Annotated in this window: 13 protein-coding genes; 5 read left to right on the forward strand and 8 right to left on the reverse strand. The window is 43.7% G+C overall.

What is annotated here, in order from left to right:
* Positions 1–91 precede the first annotated feature (91 nt).
* From ACYTPF_RS05740 to ACYTPF_RS05750, 3 genes are all read right to left on the reverse strand, one after another.
* Positions 92–3817, reverse strand: a complete 3726-nt coding sequence (locus ACYTPF_RS05740) for an AAA family ATPase (protein WP_461851483.1) — start codon at positions 3815–3817, stop codon at positions 92–94.
* Positions 3818–3821: 4 nt separating this feature from the next.
* Positions 3822–5408 carry an exonuclease subunit SbcD gene (sbcD, locus tag ACYTPF_RS05745; RefSeq protein WP_461851484.1) on the reverse strand — a complete coding sequence of 529 codons (1587 nt, stop codon included), beginning with the start codon at positions 5406–5408 and terminating at the stop codon, positions 3822–3824.
* Positions 5409–5667: 259 nt separating this feature from the next.
* A complete protein-coding gene (locus ACYTPF_RS05750) occupies positions 5668–6960 on the reverse strand; it encodes a TMEM143 family protein (protein ID WP_461851485.1) in 1293 nt (430 codons plus the stop codon).
* Positions 6961–7168: 208 nt separating this feature from the next.
* Here ACYTPF_RS05750 and ACYTPF_RS05755 point away from each other — a divergent pair, with 208 nt between their 5' ends.
* Positions 7169–8467, forward strand: coding sequence for a methyl-accepting chemotaxis protein (locus ACYTPF_RS05755; RefSeq protein WP_461851486.1), 1299 nt, complete (start codon positions 7169–7171; stop codon positions 8465–8467).
* Between the two features lie 119 nt (positions 8468–8586).
* Here ACYTPF_RS05755 and ACYTPF_RS05760 read toward each other — a convergent pair whose 3' ends face one another.
* Positions 8587–8910: a DUF3718 domain-containing protein gene (locus ACYTPF_RS05760; protein ID WP_179982493.1), complete on the reverse strand. Its 324-nt coding sequence runs from the start codon at positions 8908–8910 to the stop codon at positions 8587–8589.
* A 328-nt stretch (positions 8911–9238) separates the two neighbouring features.
* On the opposite strand from ACYTPF_RS05760, the gene ACYTPF_RS05765 reads away from it, so the two are divergent.
* A complete protein-coding gene (locus tag ACYTPF_RS05765; protein ID WP_461851544.1) occupies positions 9239–9841 on the forward strand; it encodes a YigZ family protein in 603 nt (200 codons plus the stop codon).
* A 150-nt stretch (positions 9842–9991) separates the two neighbouring features.
* Here ACYTPF_RS05765 and ACYTPF_RS05770 read toward each other — a convergent pair whose 3' ends face one another.
* The 3 genes from ACYTPF_RS05770 to ACYTPF_RS05780 form a co-directional block, all read right to left on the reverse strand.
* Positions 9992–10528: a peroxiredoxin-like family protein gene (locus ACYTPF_RS05770; protein WP_461851487.1), complete on the reverse strand. Its 537-nt coding sequence runs from the start codon at positions 10526–10528 to the stop codon at positions 9992–9994.
* A 230-nt stretch (positions 10529–10758) separates the two neighbouring features.
* Complete coding sequence (locus tag ACYTPF_RS05775; RefSeq protein WP_461851488.1) at positions 10759–12699, reverse strand: M1 family metallopeptidase; 1941 nt, start codon at positions 12697–12699, stop codon at positions 10759–10761.
* 144 nt (positions 12700–12843) lie between these two features.
* Positions 12844–13272 (reverse strand): organic hydroperoxide resistance protein, encoded by a 429-nt coding sequence (locus ACYTPF_RS05780; RefSeq protein WP_461851489.1) that lies wholly within the window; start codon positions 13270–13272, stop codon positions 12844–12846.
* Between the two features lie 139 nt (positions 13273–13411).
* On the opposite strand from ACYTPF_RS05780, the gene ACYTPF_RS05785 reads away from it, so the two are divergent.
* The 3 genes from ACYTPF_RS05785 (at position 13412) to ACYTPF_RS05795 (ending at position 15202) form a co-directional block, all read left to right on the forward strand.
* Positions 13412–13852 carry a MarR family winged helix-turn-helix transcriptional regulator gene (locus ACYTPF_RS05785; RefSeq protein WP_461851490.1) on the forward strand — a complete coding sequence of 147 codons (441 nt, stop codon included), beginning with the start codon at positions 13412–13414 and terminating at the stop codon, positions 13850–13852.
* 153 nt (positions 13853–14005) lie between these two features.
* Entirely contained in the window at positions 14006–14662 is a 657-nt protein-coding gene (gene trhA / locus ACYTPF_RS05790; protein ID WP_461851491.1) for a PAQR family membrane homeostasis protein TrhA, read from the forward strand.
* 24 nt (positions 14663–14686) lie between these two features.
* Positions 14687–15202 (forward strand): protein-tyrosine phosphatase family protein, encoded by a 516-nt coding sequence (locus ACYTPF_RS05795; RefSeq protein WP_461851492.1) that lies wholly within the window; start codon positions 14687–14689, stop codon positions 15200–15202.
* Positions 15203–15260: 58 nt separating this feature from the next.
* Here ACYTPF_RS05795 and ACYTPF_RS05800 read toward each other — a convergent pair whose 3' ends face one another.
* Complete coding sequence (locus ACYTPF_RS05800) at positions 15261–16169, reverse strand: hydrogen peroxide-inducible genes activator (protein WP_179982486.1); 909 nt, start codon at positions 16167–16169, stop codon at positions 15261–15263.
* Positions 16170–16449: the final 280 nt, after the last annotated feature.

Genomic DNA, 16449 nt, shown 5'->3' on the forward strand with positions numbered 1-16449 from the left:
ATAACGTATCATACATCCATGAATTTGCGAGTGTTTGCTACGCACTTATTTGTAAGTAAACATTTGATAAATTTTACCTTGTGCGGTGAGGTCACCCCACCGCATAAGGCTTTTCTAGTGCACTTAAACCTACGCCATTGCGTTTGATCACTTTAAGCTGAGTAGGAATACGCTCTTTCATGGCTTCAATATGGCTTATCACACCAATCATTTTTCCGCTGGCATTTAAGTTGTCTAGTGCATCAAGGGCCACATCTAACGTTTCTGCATCAAGGGTGCCAAAGCCTTCATCCAAAAACAGTGAATCGATACTGGTCTTGTGACTGACCAAGTCAGATAAAGCTAATGCCAGTGCAAGGCTCACCAAAAAGCTTTCTCCGCCAGACAGGGTTTTGGTGTCTCGCACTACGTCACCTTGCCAGGTGTCTAATACACTTAAACCCAACCCTTCGTTTTCTTTTCGCATTAGCTGATAGCGACCGTGTAATTTATCAAGCTGCTGATTTGCAAGCTGCACTAAGTTGTCTAACGTAAGCCCTTGGGCAAACCGTCTGAATTTGTCGCCGCTGGCCGAACCAATTAACGAGTGCAGGTAAGTAATATCGTCGTAATAGGCCTCAAACGCGGCCATCTCATCCACAAGCTGCTGCTGCCTTTCGCGGGCTTGATTGTTAGCGTTTAGCTGCTGTTCAATTTGTCCTAAGGAAGATAACAATGTATCCCGCTGCTGTGCTAGTTGGGATATTTTCGTATCAAGCCACTGTGCACCGTGTTCTTCTAACTCTCGCTGCCACTGCGCTGCGTTAGCATGGGCTTTTAGCGATTGCCGTGTAGCAAGCACATTTTCTAGCTTTAAGTCTGCTTGTTGTTTTTGCTGTGTTAATCGCTTTTGCAGTTCAAGCAAGGTGTTGCGAGTATCTTCGTCTAAAAGCGCACTACTGAACGCTTGCTCGTCGGTAAATGGGCTACTCGCCAACTGACGGTTAAAGTGCTCTGTTGCCTCTTTAAGCGCCAGCTCTTTCTCGTTTAGTTGTTCACTAAGCTGGGCAATTTCTGCTTCTAAACGAGACAAAATAGTGTCCGTTTGTTGCAGGCGAGATTTGCATTCATTTACGTTTCGCTCAGCCATTTCTTGGGCAGCGCTTGCCTTATTCCTTGTTTCAGCAATATCCCCTTCTGGGAATACGGTTTTGCGCGAGTCTTGCAGCGCTTTTAGCCTATTATCTAGCTGCACAAGCTCTTCGCATACGCCCTTAAGCTGATTTTCGGCGCTCTCGATATCACGATTAACCACAAGCAAGGTGCTACTTACCCCTTGCAACTCATCTTTAAGTTTGGCGTGTAGCTGATGATTGTGTTTATAGGTTTTAAGCGCTTCGGCTTTTTCATTTAACCACGTAGCAATAGCATCAATAGTCAGGTTGTGAACTTCAGCATTGTGCGATGTCATGCTCTCACGAAGCGTTGCGATCCTATCGTTAACCACTTTGGTTTTATCCGCCAACTCTGCATTGCGTAAAGTGTATTGCTTATCCAAGGTTTCGCGCTGCTGTAAAGAAACTGCAAGTTCAGACTGTTTGGTTTGTAACGCTTGTTGTGCTTCATTTTTGCTCTGCACTGCGGCATTGAGGGCTTGCTCGCATTGCTCTATACGCGCTAACTGTGCGCTAATGTCATCAAGTCGGGTTTTAAACTGCTCGGTGAATTGGGCTACGCTTTGCGATGTATTAATGTCGACGTTATCAAAGCTTGGTATATCAGCGCTAAGTACACTTGAAATCTGCTGCCACTTTTCTAACAGCGTATCTCGTTGCCCGCTTGCCTGTTCTAGCTGCTTATTAACCTGAGCAAGTGTGAATTCAGTATGGGTAACACTTTCTTTTGCCCGCGCCCCCTGCTGCTCAATATCATCTAACTGCTGCTTTAAGCTATCTCGCTTTTGGATAGTTTCAGGTACATCAATCGCCACGCTAGACGTGGTGTGTTCGTTAGCCCCACATACTGGGCATGGCTCGCCACTTTTTAGCTGGGCGCGCAGGTGTGCAACTTCAGCATCTAGAGCGATAAGCGCCTCTATGTCTTTTAAATTACTGCGAGTTTGCTTGTAAGCATCAACCAAGGCTTGGCGCTCAGATTGCTGCTTCGCTAGTTGCTTCGCCAAGTCTTCCTTCTGCGTACTCAGCGATACTTTGTCTTGCTCTAGTGCCAAATATTGCTGTTGAATATGCCCTATCTGTAACACGTTATCCCAATGATCAAGCTTGGTATTACGCTCTTGCTGAAGACTTGCCTTACTAGTATCGCTATTTTCATTAGCGTTAAAAAGCGCAGCATTTAACGACTCTTCACAAGCAGCTACCTGGGCGGTTTTATTATCAAAAGTTTGCGTTAATGTTTGTAGCGATCGATTCGTCTTTGCAATAGCTTCATCAAGTGACGATAGCGCGTGGCGCTCGTCTTCCGCGCGTTGTTTAACTGTCGCTAATTGCTGCTGATCACTCTCAATATGCCGCGCAGTTTCACTCCAGCCGCTGATAAACTCAGCCATTTTGCTTAGTGAGTGATGTTCATTTAGGTATGCTTCCAGTTCACTCAGTTTTTTCTTATTATCGGCCGAGGCGTTTTCGATTTCTGTGCGCTTTAGTGTTAACGCGTTTATTGACTGCCTTAAACTTGCCGCGCTTTCGTTTGCTTTTTGCTGTTCAGTAGTCAGCTGCGCTATTTGGTTATCTAGCGGAACCACCTGCTCGTTTATGCGCTTTTCAAGCTCACTGCTTTGTTGCTTTGTATGAGCTAGCGCTTGTTCAGCATTAGCTACTTCTGTACTAAGCTGTGCCTTTTTCGTTTTTAAGTCGGGCAGTTGAGCCGCCTTCTCATCGAGCCTTTCTTTATAACGAGTTACGTCTTGCTGAAGCCCGCTTTTTTGCAAAAATGGCAGGCGAAGCTTTTCAGCCGGCTCGCTTTGAGTTAGAAGATCAAGCTCTTGTTTCGCCTCATTGATGGCGTTATTCGCAGCGAGCTGGGCTTCTTTTGCCTCTTTAAGCGCGAGTTCATTAGTGTTGAATGATTGTTGCCACTGCTGCTGTTGCTGTAATTCAGCAAGTGTTTGATTGAACGCTGAAACTTGACCATTGATACGAGTTTGCTCTTCTTCCAACTGGGTAATTTGCTCATCGCTTAGCAAAGTTACGCCTTCTAGCTTTATCGCAAACTCTTTTTTCTTTTGTTTAGCGTCACTAAATTGCTGATGTACTGCCTGTGATATCTGCCCGTAAATTTCGGTGCCAGTTAACTCTTCAAGCAGTTCGGCTCGGTCGGCCTCGTTAGCATTTAAAAACGCAGCAAAATCCCCTTGCGACAACATCATAGACTTGGTGAAACGGGCAAAATTAAGGCCAGTCAGCTTTTCAATCTCTTCGCTTTTCGGCCTAACTTGGGTAGCCAATACCTTGCCGCTTTCAACTTCGGCCAGCTCAACATCAGCACTTTGCAGGTTACCGTCAACTTTCCCTCTGGCCCGACGCATACTCCAAAACGCACGGTATGCTTTCCCCTTAATATCAAACTCAACCTCCGCCAAACACTCCGCCGTGCCGCGGGTCATGATGTCGTTGTTAGACGTTGAAATTGGCCCCAAGCGAGGGGTTTGGTGATAAAGCGCTAAACAAATGGCATCAAGTAGCGTGGTTTTACCTGCCCCTGTTGGGCCAGTTATGGCAAACAGGCCATTGTCGATAAACGGCGACTGGGTGAAATCTATCTTCCACTCCCCTTTTAGGGCGTTTAGGTTTTTAAGGCGTAAGGTCAATATTCTCATTGTATTACTCGCCTTTATTTTCTGTTGTGTTTGCCAATGAGGTCTCTACTGGTACTTCAGCATCTTCATCATTAGTGTGCACTTGCTCTACTGCTTCATTGAACAGCTGCCTTATCCGGTTAATGCGTGGAGCGTTTTTCTCTGAACCGGCTTGTTCCATTGTTCGGGTGCTTTGGTCGTCATCTAGCAGGGTTGCTTGTGCCGACTCAGTTGATACCGACCCGCTCTGTGCCGACTCACTTGTTGGATTATCTTCTATGCTCTCCAATGCCAAACGCGCTTCAAATACATCGTTTACCGATAGTTCACTAAGCTGAACGTTTTGCTTTTCTGTTAGGCTATTTACCATGCGCTTACGCTTGCGTTTCAACTGTAAAATCTCAGCGTTTTTCCCTTCTAACAAGCCCTGAATACGCTGCTGCAAATCAGTCAGGTAGTCTTCTGTTTCAACTTCAATGCATAACCACACAGGATCTTTAGGACTAATGGCGTTATCCGTTGCGCTAATGGCTTTATTAAACTCGCTAAGGGGTTTATTAACCTCGCTAAGGGGTTTATTAACCTCGCTAAGGGCTTTATCCACTTCGCTAACGGCTTTATCCACTTCGCTAACGGCATCATCTGTTTGAGAAGCTAAGGCGATGGCCTCGCTTTTATTAATGGCCGCCTCAATCGCTTTTAAGTCACCTTTTATAACTTCCATGGCTTGAAAGCGTGGAACTGGAAGGGTTGAGATTGTGGGCGTAGTGCTTTCACATTCAAACGAGACTAGCACCACTTGTTTTTGTGTATTCAGTTCGTCAAAGCTAAGCGGTATGGGAGAGCCTGAATAGCGAATGTGTTCAGTTTTTGCTACCTTTTGTGGCCTGTGAATATGTCCCAACGCGATGTAATCAGCTGGCGGAAACCCTTTGGCATCAAAGCCTTCAAGAGTACCAATGTAGATATCTCGCACACTCTCTGACTGACTCACGCCTAAAGCGGTTAAGTGCCCTGTAGCGATAATAGGAATGGCTGCGCTATTTTCACTACTTTCTTCTCTTCGCTTTTCTTCTATTGAGGCACGCAATGACAAGGCCTCATTAAAAAGTGAGGCATAGTGTTGCTTTATCGCATCGCCCAGCGCTTGACGCTTGTCAGTGGCGCTTTGTCCTGCCTCACTGACTAGCACATCACGTGGGCGAATAAAGGGTACAGCACACAATACGGCACCGGGCAGCCCCTTGCGATTATTCAGCGTGATGACTTGTTCACTTATTTCGCCATAGGTACTGGCTATTACGTGGCTATTTAGGTATTTCAGTAGCGCCTTACTTTCGTTTAACACCGACACTGAATCGTGATTTCCCCCCAGCACCACCAATGTACACTGCATGCCCTGTAGTTCACCGATAAACGCATGGTAAAGCTCTCTGGCGTAGCTAGGCGGCGTGCCCGTGTCGAACACATCACCTGCGACAATAATCGCATCTATTTGATACGCCTCTACTTGTTGAAGAAGCCATTTGAGGAAGGCGGCATGTTCGTTTTTGCGACTTTTCGTAAAAAAACTCTGACCTAAGTGCCAGTCAGATGTATGCAATATTTTCATGTAGAAGTGAACCAGGCTTGTTACATTGGAGATAGAGAAACGCATTCGGCGCAATGGCGCTGCTGCTATGGAGTGTCGATGTTGATCAACGCACCGTACAGCAACTATAGAGATTTTATGGTTTTATGACAATGGTTTGGTAACTCTGTCGCCTATCTTAATACCTGCTTAACGCCTCGCCTATTTAAGCGTAGACTTTGAAAGAAAATTAGACGGAACAACCTAGTGTGCACAACCTATTAGTCGGTACTATAAACAATCAAACAGGTTGATATATATTATCCCAGAAATCATCGAGTATCTTCACAGCATCTTTCAGCGTTCGAGCGACAAAAACATCACCGTTTTGCTCGACCAACTGCATGGCGACCAATTTTTCAATTGCATCGGTAACGTCGAAATCGAGAGCGCAGTTGAGTTCTTCTAAAAAGTAGGTTTCTATTGCGCTATCAAGGTTTGCTAATGTCATTCCACCAGCAGCTATTTCACTGTCTGATTGCATCTTACAAAATGCCGCAGAGCCTTCACCGGATACACGACTGCATTTCAGTAAAAAAGTATAAGCTAACAAAGCTTCTTTGCAGTCCTCTTCCTCTGCTGCATCAATTAACGTATGAAACACGCCTGCATTATTGTCTAAATTTTTAAAATAGAGATTGTCAGACAAGGCTTTCATAAACCTGATTTTTCTGTTTTTAAACTTTGTCCATTCCTTAAAGATAAAGCTGCCGAATACACCCATGCCAATACCAAAAGTTATTAGGCTTTGCTTAGTCAATTCCACTTCATCGTCTTTAAAGCCAAGCCAAAAGGCCAGAAAAGATGCCATGAGAAGTAGCGATGCGCCTAACTTAGTCACTAGCACCACGGTGCCACCTATTGCCGCCGATGCACTAATGATCAACTTATCTAGCGGACGCATTTTGACTTCGCTATTGGGAAACAGCATCTCCAAGTCTGCTTTAGGTACGTTTTGGAACAGCTTTACTATGGTGGAACCAGGTTTAAAGGTAACTGGCGTTTGCCCTTTCTCTTTGAAGTAGGCTTCATCTTTAAAAGTGATATAAACAGCCACTTTGTCGTAGTTGGTAAATGACACCTGCTTTTTTCGCAACCCGAAAAAAGTACGCACAGTTTCCGTTTTTATAGACTCGCCCCGGCGATAAAACACTACATCTTCAAAGTCATCGAAGCTTACCGCGAGACGTACTTTGAACAAGGATTCTTCATTCAGTGCAGCTTCCAAATCTTCGTCTGTGACTTTTTCAAAATTTGCTGCGTTTAAGAGGCTCGCAAACCCCTTTGCAAACGCTTTTTGGTTCTGCTTGCGTACCCTTTCATTCGAAGGCTGTAATTCACGTGTGTCTTTATTAGGGTCGAAATGGCTATAGCTGTTTTTCAACGCCTCTAATTGTTCATGGTACTGGTAGTGTATACGGCTGACTAACAACGTAGAGAAAGTGCGGAAAACCGCAGAATCGAGAGAGAGCAATCCCTCACATAAATTAGCGACATCGCGTTTACGAAAAGGAATAAATCGTTCTAATGGCATCGGGCGGTCTTATCAGTTTTATAAATTCTAGCTCAATGCAGATAGTTACTTCACTGTAATCAAAACACAACCATTCTTGGCGGAATTAAGCCCAATGGATAATACGTAAAGCTTGAAATCCGTCTAATGTCTAAACGAAATATTTCTTCAACATAGATAATCTATACTACACTTATTCAAAACTATGCATATAACTTCAGGAGACGTTATGTTCGTATCAAGCTCTCGATACAATAATGACATGTCGGCTCTTAGGGATGAGAGTCAAGGTTTGCTTGGTACGCTGGATGCGTTCAAAAATAATATGGCTTATGCCATCTACAGCACCGATGGGCAGTGTACCTATGCCTCTCAAGCATTACTTTCCATTTTGAATTATCCAAACTCCACTGTAGCTTCGTTTTCCCATGCTGCGATGCGTGTGGAAGGTATTCAAACCGAGTCTCAATACAAAGCGTTTTGGCAACAACTTGTGAATGGTGGCAGTTTTAGCGACACGGTTGCAAGAAAGTCAGCACTTGGTGAAACCAAATGGCTTAAAGCAAGCTATGTTACCGTGAATAGAAACGGTAGTGTGGAAATACACGCTATTTATCACGATATTACTGAGCACGAACAAGCGTACTTTGAAGGTAAAGCAGTCACTGATGCACTAAACAAATCAATGGCAGTTATCGAATTTGAACCAGACGGCACAATTATCACGGCGAATGAAAACTTCACTGCCACAGTAAAATACAGTTTGTCTGACATTCAGGGCAAACACCACCGCATGTTTTGCAATGATAAATTTTATCAAGATAATCCCAATTTCTGGGATAACCTTGCTCGCGGCAACTTCTCTTCAGGTCAATTCGAACGCGTCGATGCTAACGGTAATACGTTGTGGTTAGAAGCAACGTACAACCCTGTTTTCGATGCCTCAGGTCGCGTTACTAAAGTTATTAAATTCGCTTCAAATATTACCGAAGCAGTGAACGAAAAACATGCCATTGCTCAAGCGGCAGAGTTAGCGGTATCAACAGCAGAAGAAACCTCGCAGATCGCTGCCGATGGTGCCTCTTCTTTACAGCGCAGCGTAGAGACTTTCGACGCTGCTCTTTCAGAAGTTGAAGAAACCAATTTACTCATGCACGAGCTCAGTGAACAGTCGCTTAAGATTGAAACCATCGTTACGACCATTAGTGGTATTGCAGAGCAAACCAACCTGTTAGCCTTAAATGCTGCGATTGAAGCAGCACGAGCTGGCGATCAAGGCAGAGGTTTTGCCGTGGTTGCAGATGAAGTGAGACAGCTTGCACAACGCACTAGCGACTCGACGGTGGAAATAGAAAGCGTGGTTGCAGAGAACAGGAAACTTGCAGACAAGTCTACGAAGAAGATGGCCGGAGTAAAAGATAGCGTGGACCAAAACAGTCAGCAAATTGCGCAAGTTCAAAGCATAATTGACGAAATTCAAAAAGGTGCGTTGAATGTATCGGAGACGGTTTCGGGTATATTGCGTTAAGAAACGTTGGTGAGAAATACAAAGGGGCTATTGATATTCAATAGCCCCTTTCTTGTTAAGTCTCGATGGTATTTACTTTTTTAAGTCTATTAATTGCGCAATAACTTAAGTCGACAGTACTATTTATTGTATTCGACACTGGCGATATGCTGCTGGTGAATATTCAGGTATTTTTTAATACTATCTGCGTTATTACCGTACTGATCGACGAAGGCAGAGACTGTTAATCCGTTACATGTCATTTCTTTTGCAACGTACTTTTTGCCTAATGCTGAATCTTTTATTTGATTGTGCAACTTCAATACGTTGCCCGAAGCCGCCGTTACGCAAAGGTTAGACGTTACCGAGTCGTCAGTAGGGGTAAATTTTACGGAAGCAAAAGCACTTCCAGTGAAAAGTGTTGTAAGAGTAATAATAGCAATAGCAGTGGTACGTGATTTCATAGCATTATTTCCTTTTGGAGATGAAGTTACCTTGTTGTGGCATTACCTCTTAGCCACATTCACAACTAACATTGCTATTACAATCACTACGCCAACTTTGATAAATTCAATAAATTCATAAATTTAACTAAAACAATAACAAAAATTTTTCCTCTTTACCGCATATGAAAAACCATCTTTCAAGATAATTAGCCAAATAGTAGTATTTTTGACCACCCTATTTTCATAATTGCGTCCTGCTATTGGAACTATCCGCTATTCGACGACAGATTGCTTCACCTGGCTGATTGAGCTTAAATAAAAAACGGACTTGGCTTACAATGTGTCGATGACTTATCCCGTTCCTTCTAAACAGGTTGAAACCCTGTACGAAATAAAAAAAAGCAAGTTCATTGCTTGTGCCGGCTTTGCCAACTCTCGTGAAAGTGCAATGGCGCTTTTGGAAAGTGTTAAACAGCAGTATCCTGACGCCAGACATCACTGCTGGGCTTATGTCTTCGGAAACCCTAACGCGCCTACTAGTGCGGCTATGGCCGATGATGGCGAACCTAGCGGAACAGCAGGAAAACCCATATTGAATGTGCTTCAGCACAAAGATATTGGCGATATTATGGTTATTGTTACGCGGTATTTTGGTGGCGTTAAATTAGGTGCAGGAGGCTTGGTTCGCGCGTACTCCGCAGCGGCTCAGCAAGCCATTGACGTTCTTGAAATAAGACAAGAAATTAAGCTAGAAGCACTTAGCGTGGATATCGACTTTAAACATGAACAGTTCGTACGTCACTTGGTAGAACAAGCCAAAGGTAAAATTGCCAATTGCAACTATGGAAGCAGTGTAGCAATAGAGGTTGAGCTACCTTTAGATGCACTGGGTGACTTTAGAAAGCAGATGGCGCCCATTGCTTTTTCAGTATCTGCTAAAAACGAGTAAGCTCAAAAACACTAAAGGGCCTGAGTCCGATACAATATCGAAATCAGGCCTTGGTTGCCGTTTAAAAAATGAGCTCAACTGTATGGGGATATTTCATAAACACTAGAGCCGCACTTTTGAACGACATATCACTATTACTGACTCGTAATCTTAGCCTTTAAACGTACCGCGAATAGGATAGTTATTCTCTGGGTTGCGAATAAACTCTAGTCCAGATACTAGTTGCTCTAGATCAGGGCGAACAAAAGGCGCATTAGCAATTTCAGCAATATGAATTTCGTTATCACCGTTAAGCACGAACAACGCTGGTTCTGCAAAATTATGATCCGTTTCTTTTTCTGAACGTGGCTCGGAAATATACAAACCTAGCTTTTCCATATCACTTTGCGACAATCCGTATGCAATAGGAAAGTTTATCGACAAGTCATCTAGATGCGCTTCTAGCTGGTCTTTACTGTCGCCACTTACTGCAACAACATCAATATTAAGCTCACGTAGTCGACCTGTGAAATCTTCAAGTTTGTTTAGGTATTTAGTACAAATCGGGCAATGCTTACCACGGTACACTACCACCATCTTCCAGTCACATCCTTCGCCCTTGTCAGCCAGTGATATAGTTTCACCAGTTGATAGCGTCGCTTTTACTTCAGGAAAAGTAGTAGCTGGGTGCATCTTTTGTGTATACATAAAAACTCCTTAACGATTAATCCAAATCCTTCAGCGTGCGGCTAGCAAATAAGTTACTCAGCTGCACTTGAATTACACTAGGTAACGTTAATACGCTTGTCTTAACTTTAAGATCGCCTTTTTGAACAATCGTTCAATTTTTATATATGAGTTTTACTCTTAGTAGAAATAAAAAAGCAGCGCCTAATGCGCTGCTTTAATTGTTACTCACTTAACAGAACGACTGATGATCAATTCACATAGCCTTCATTCGCTTTCACCGTAAGTGGGTGGTAGCCCGATTTGGCTTCTTCAAAAGCGCGCTTTGCAAACGCTTTGCCTTCTGGCGTTTTCGAAAGCTCACGATAAAGCGGCTTAACCAGTTTATTTCGACCAATCGAAACCAGGTAACTATACAAACGTTCAAACGCAGGCTGATAGTTATTTTCTACCGCGATCATCAACCAGCTATGCGCAATTTCGTTGTTTTTGGTCGAGGTTAATGAAAACGCTGAATCAAGTTCAGCTAGCTGGGCTTTGCTTAACGTTTCAGGCATGTTGTTTAAGAAATATAACCACTCATGTACAGTCCACTGTGCTGTTTCAATATCTGCCGCTTTCACATCGCCTGAAAGCCAAGCGCTTCGTGTTTCATCGATTTTAGTGAAAGCATCAGATTCTGGCTGCGGTGCGCCTTTTGGAATACCAGGCTCAAAGATCCAAGTATTAATTCGCTCTGCGTCTAGCTTATCTGGGTACTGTTTCAATAACGTATCGTCTAAGTAGGCGATAAATGTATCGGTGGTAATACTCTTAAAGGCAAAGTCTTTGAAGTATTGCATTAAAAATGCGTCAAAGTTTTCGCGACCAATCTTTTTTTCAATTTCACGTAGGAAAAGTGCGCCCTTTTCATAGGGAATATTAGAGAAAACATCGTCTGGGTTACGGCCACGAAGGTCGATGGCAAGGATTTCATCATTCTTATCTAAGGCTGCAATATCGTTCTCTAAATCTTGATAACCCAGCACGGCTTCTTTCTTGAAGCGATCGTGTCCGTAGATCATCTCCATAATGCGGTAGGTTAAATAGGTCGTGAAGCCTTCATTTAACCAAAGGTCGCGCCATGTAGCATTGGTGACGGTGTTACCAGACCAGCTATGTGCCAGTTCGTGAGCTATTAACGACACTAAGCTTTTATCCCCTGCGATAACTGTCGGCGTGATGAACGACAAACGAGGGTTTTCCATACCGCCAAACGGGAACGACGGCGGGAGAATAAGAAGGTCGTAACGGTCCCACTGATAAGGACCATAGGTTTCTTCAGTTACCTCCAACATGGCTTCGGTATCTTCAAATTCTTTTGCGGCGCTTTCAAGAAGTGCGGGCTCTGCATACACACCCGTACGCTCGCCCATGGCTTTAAATTTCAAATCACCTATTGCTAACGCAATAAGATACGAAGGGATAGGTTGCGGCATGGTGAACTCATATTCTCCATCGCGCGCAGTTGTAGGGTCGTTCGACGCACTCATCACCGCCAATAGCGCTTCAGGTGTTTTAATGGTTGCGTCATAAGTTACCCGTACTTGTGGAGAATCTTGAAGCGGAATAAAGCTTCGCGCATGCACTGCTTGTGCTTGAGTGAACAGGAACGGGTGCTTTTTACCCGCAGTTTGCGCTGGCGTTAGCCATTGTACGCCAGACGCGTCTGGCGAGGTTGAATACGCTACCGTCACCGAGTTTGCCGCGGTAGGCAGTGTAATTCTAAGCGGCGTACCTAAATCCGCGTCCGTCTCTCCCATTTCAAAGGGAACGCTTTCACCGTCAACGGTTACACTTTTAATGTCTAGAGCTCGGGTATCTAGGATTAGTGTATTGTTTTCAGGCTTTGTGCGCTTTATATCAAGCGTTACGTCACCAACAAGCTGCTTGGTCTCAAAGTTAGCAGTTAAATTTAGATTTAAGTGGGTAACCTTGACTTCACTTGGGTTCGCAAATGAGTGGTAATCTACGCCAGAAGCAATGGCTGCATCAGCCCGTTGTTCCACATTTGCATTCTCGTCTGTAGCGTTTGCGCTTACATTAGCGGCTTGTTGTTTTGCTGCTGTTGCTGTGTCTACATTGCTATTGTCACTGCAGGCGAATAACACAGGCACGCACAAGAACGTAGCCAGTAATCCGTACTTTTTCATATAACTTCCTAAAGGATGATTGATACTAAATTAGTGTATCAAGCTGTTATATGACTGGCGAATCTAATTCAATAAGCACGCCCGCTACGGCGGGCGTTATTATTGTGTTTATTGGCGTTAACACCTAAACAAATGGAAGTGAAATTAGGCTAGGCTAATTTCTACTTCAATATTGCCACGAGTCGCATTTGAATATGGGCATACCTGATGGGCAGTATCGACTAAGCTTTGTGCTTGAGCTTTATCCATATCACCTAAATCTACGGTTAGTTTAACCGCAATAGCAAAGCCTTGCTCGATAGGGCCAATTGAAACGTCACCCGTTACGCTAATGTCATCAGCCACTTTTATCTTTTGCGATGCTGCCACATGCTTTAACGCACCAATGAAACACGCTGAATAACCTGCCGCAAACATTTGCTCAGGGTTAGTACCTTCACCGCCAGCGCCACCTAGCGCTTTAGGCGTAGACAATTTAAGGTTTAAATTACCATCGCTAGATTTTGCTGTACCTTCGCGACCGCCGGTTGCTGTTGCGGTTCCGGTATAAACGACTTGTTGAAGCTTATGCATAGTTGCTCTCCTCAATAATGAACTGTTAATTTACTTTGCATGCAAAATAAATTAACACCGACCCCAGTTGCAGATCAAGTACTTTGTATGCAAAATATAAATGGTATTCAGAGACTAGTAACAATAAGGGTTAAGTGTCATGTCAGAATTATTAAAGTTGGAAAATCAGCTTTGTCATCGTTTTTATACGCTGTCGAATGCATTCACTCGCGCTTATCGTCCACTTCTTAAAGCATTAGATATCACCTACCCTCAATACGTAACCTTAATGGCCCTGTGGGAAACCGATGACATCACTATTGCTGAGCTCCTTGAAAAAACAGTGATTGACGGTGGAGCCATGTCTTTGATCTTAAAAAAGCTAGAAGAAAAGGGCTTTTTAGTCGTGACTAAAGATGAGGTCGACAAACGCGTTAAGCGTGTACAGCTTACAAAAATGGGGAAGGAACAGAAATCCATAGCAGAAGACGTCCCCACGCAAATGCTTTGCAAGTTCAATGGTATGAGTACAGAAGAAAGTAGAACATTAAAACACCTTCTGGATAAATTGAGCGGCTGCTTCGAAAACCCCGATTTATAATCCCCTTTGTAATTTTATCGTCATTAAACCATTGGCGTATTCTGTTAATATTTTCACATTCAGCGAACAAGTGTGCGCTATAATTGTCATAGATATGCCGATAGATAATTAAGAGGTGCGCATATTTCTACTGATTACAAAGCAGGAGACGTGATGACAGACGTAAAAGAACAAACAAAAGCTATTTCTGCCAAAGCCTACTCCGTTTTAGAAGAGTGGTTGAATAGTATTACTCACGGTATTGGCTTTATAGCGGCTATTGTGGGTTTAATATTTATGCTGTACCGCGCTGAAGATACATTAGCGCTAACCACAGCCGCCATTTACGGCTCTACCCTCATTCTCGTTTTTTTAAGCTCCACGCTTTACCATGCAATTTCGCACCAAAAAGCTAAGGGATGGCTTAAGTTATTCGACCACAGTGCAATCTATTTATTGATAGCAGGTACTTACACACCTTTACTATTGGTTTCAATTGGTGGCGTCTTAGGTATTACCATGACCGCTATTATTTGGAGCTTAGCGCTAGGTGGCGTCGCGTTTAAACTTATCGCTCAGCACAGGTTTCCAAAAGTGTCGGTAATGACCTACCTATTAATGGGATGGATTGCTCTAGGTCTTATTTACCCACTCTATGTCGCCATGCCAGGCGCTGGACTCTGGTTACTGGTAGCAGGCGGGCTGTGTTTCAGCGTAGGCGTGTGCTTTTACGTGGCAAAAAAGGTAAAGTATACCCATGCAATTTGGCATTTATTCGTAATTGGTGGATGCAGTTGCCATTACTTTTCTATTTATTATTTCGTCGTTTAACAAAAGGTTTTAGATAACACAGCTATGCAAGAAGCTGAGAAACAAGAAGATAGTACAACAGCAAAACCAAATATCGCGTGGTTTTCTTTGCGCGCCGGGCATATATGCCTTGGTAAAAAACCTGTTGAAAGTGATTTTGAAAGACTTAAATCACTTGGCGTAACTCACATTGCTACGGTACAGACCAGTGAAGAAAATGCACCGGTTATTCGGGACCGTTCGAATGCGGCCGGGTTAGAGTGGTTATGGGTTCCTTTTTTACACCCGTCTTCTGAGTCCCCCACCGAAGATGTACATCTACATCAATACCTTCATGAGTTGTCTCAAATGCTGACTGAGGGGGCTAAAATATATTTACACTGCGACGGTTCACAACACCGCTGTAGTCTTTTGTTCTACGCACTTTGCCACTATTGTCGTGTTCCATCAAACAGCGCTTACAATGCGCTGCACAGCTTTGGCGCTAGTGCGGCAAATAATCTTAAAAGATCCGAACTCACTTGGGCTGCAGAATTAGGGCATATCGCACCTAAAATGTAGGCCATTAAAAACGCGCGGCAATAAACATTACTAAACCGCGCGTGTTGTTAGGCGATAACTATTTCAACGTTGGCTTTGGCAGTAGAGGCGAGATGATTTCTCCAATACGACGAAACAGCTGCATACGCGTTGTGCCTGAACGCCATACTAATCCAATTTCTCTAAAGCCCTGTTCTTCTGCTGGGAAGCTTTTAAGGCCAGTGTGCTCAAGAATAGATTGATTAATCGCCAGCTCAGGTAAAAAGGTGTAGCCCATTTTGCTATTCGCCAATTGCACCAGGGTGTACAGACTGCTTGCTGCCACGCTGCTAATCTGGTCGCTATGCTGAAGGTTACACGCGCTTACGGCGTGGCCTGTCATACAGTGTTCTTGCTGAAGTAAGAAAATGCTCTTTTTAGGCAAGTTCGAGATATCGACAGGGTTAGGCAGTTGCTCGGCCATATCTTCATGAGCGATTAGATGAAACGGGTCGTGTCCCAACACCATTTGTTTACACCCAGGGGTGTCCATTGGCAGCGCTAAGATTAGTAAATCTAACCTACCGTCGGTTAATTGCTGTAGTAACTTCTCTGTGGTGTCTTCCTGCATTTCTAGATTGATCTCAGGTAGAAACGCAGAAAACGCGCCCATCATACCTTCGAATAAAAACGGCGCGATGGTTGGTATAACACCTAGCTTTAACGTGCCTCGCTGCCAGTTACCCGCGTTTTGCGCATATTCAACTAGCTCACCGGCTTCTTGGAGTAGCACCTTACTGCGCTCAACAATATCTAAACCCAGTGAAGTAAACACAAACGTTTTGTGTTCACGTTCTAGAAGCTGACTTCCAAAGTGTTCTTCTAAGTTCTGAATGGCCGTACTCAGTGTTGACTGACTTACATTACAGCGCTGGGCAGCACGGTGAAAATGTTGCTCTTGATGTAGCGTCACCAAATAGTGCAGGTGCTTAAGATTAGGCCATTTCATGAATATCTCACAATGATTAAAAAGGGATTAAAAAATATTGGATTAATCTAACATAAAGATTAAATACAGCCTAGGGCTGTTGCTTACGGTTAACCACACTTACAAGTTATTATTTAAGAACGCGTTTGTATATTAGCTTGTCTGCTTCCTTCTATAAGAAGCTTTTAAGAATTTGCCATTCCCAACTGGAAAGCCCCTATAAGTAACGTTAGGATTAAAGAAGTGCGTTAATTACCACATATTTTTACAGCGAAGTAAGACCCGCTCTTGTATCATTCAA

The sequence above is a fragment of the Alteromonas sp. HB246098 genome, from assembly GCF_054890645.1.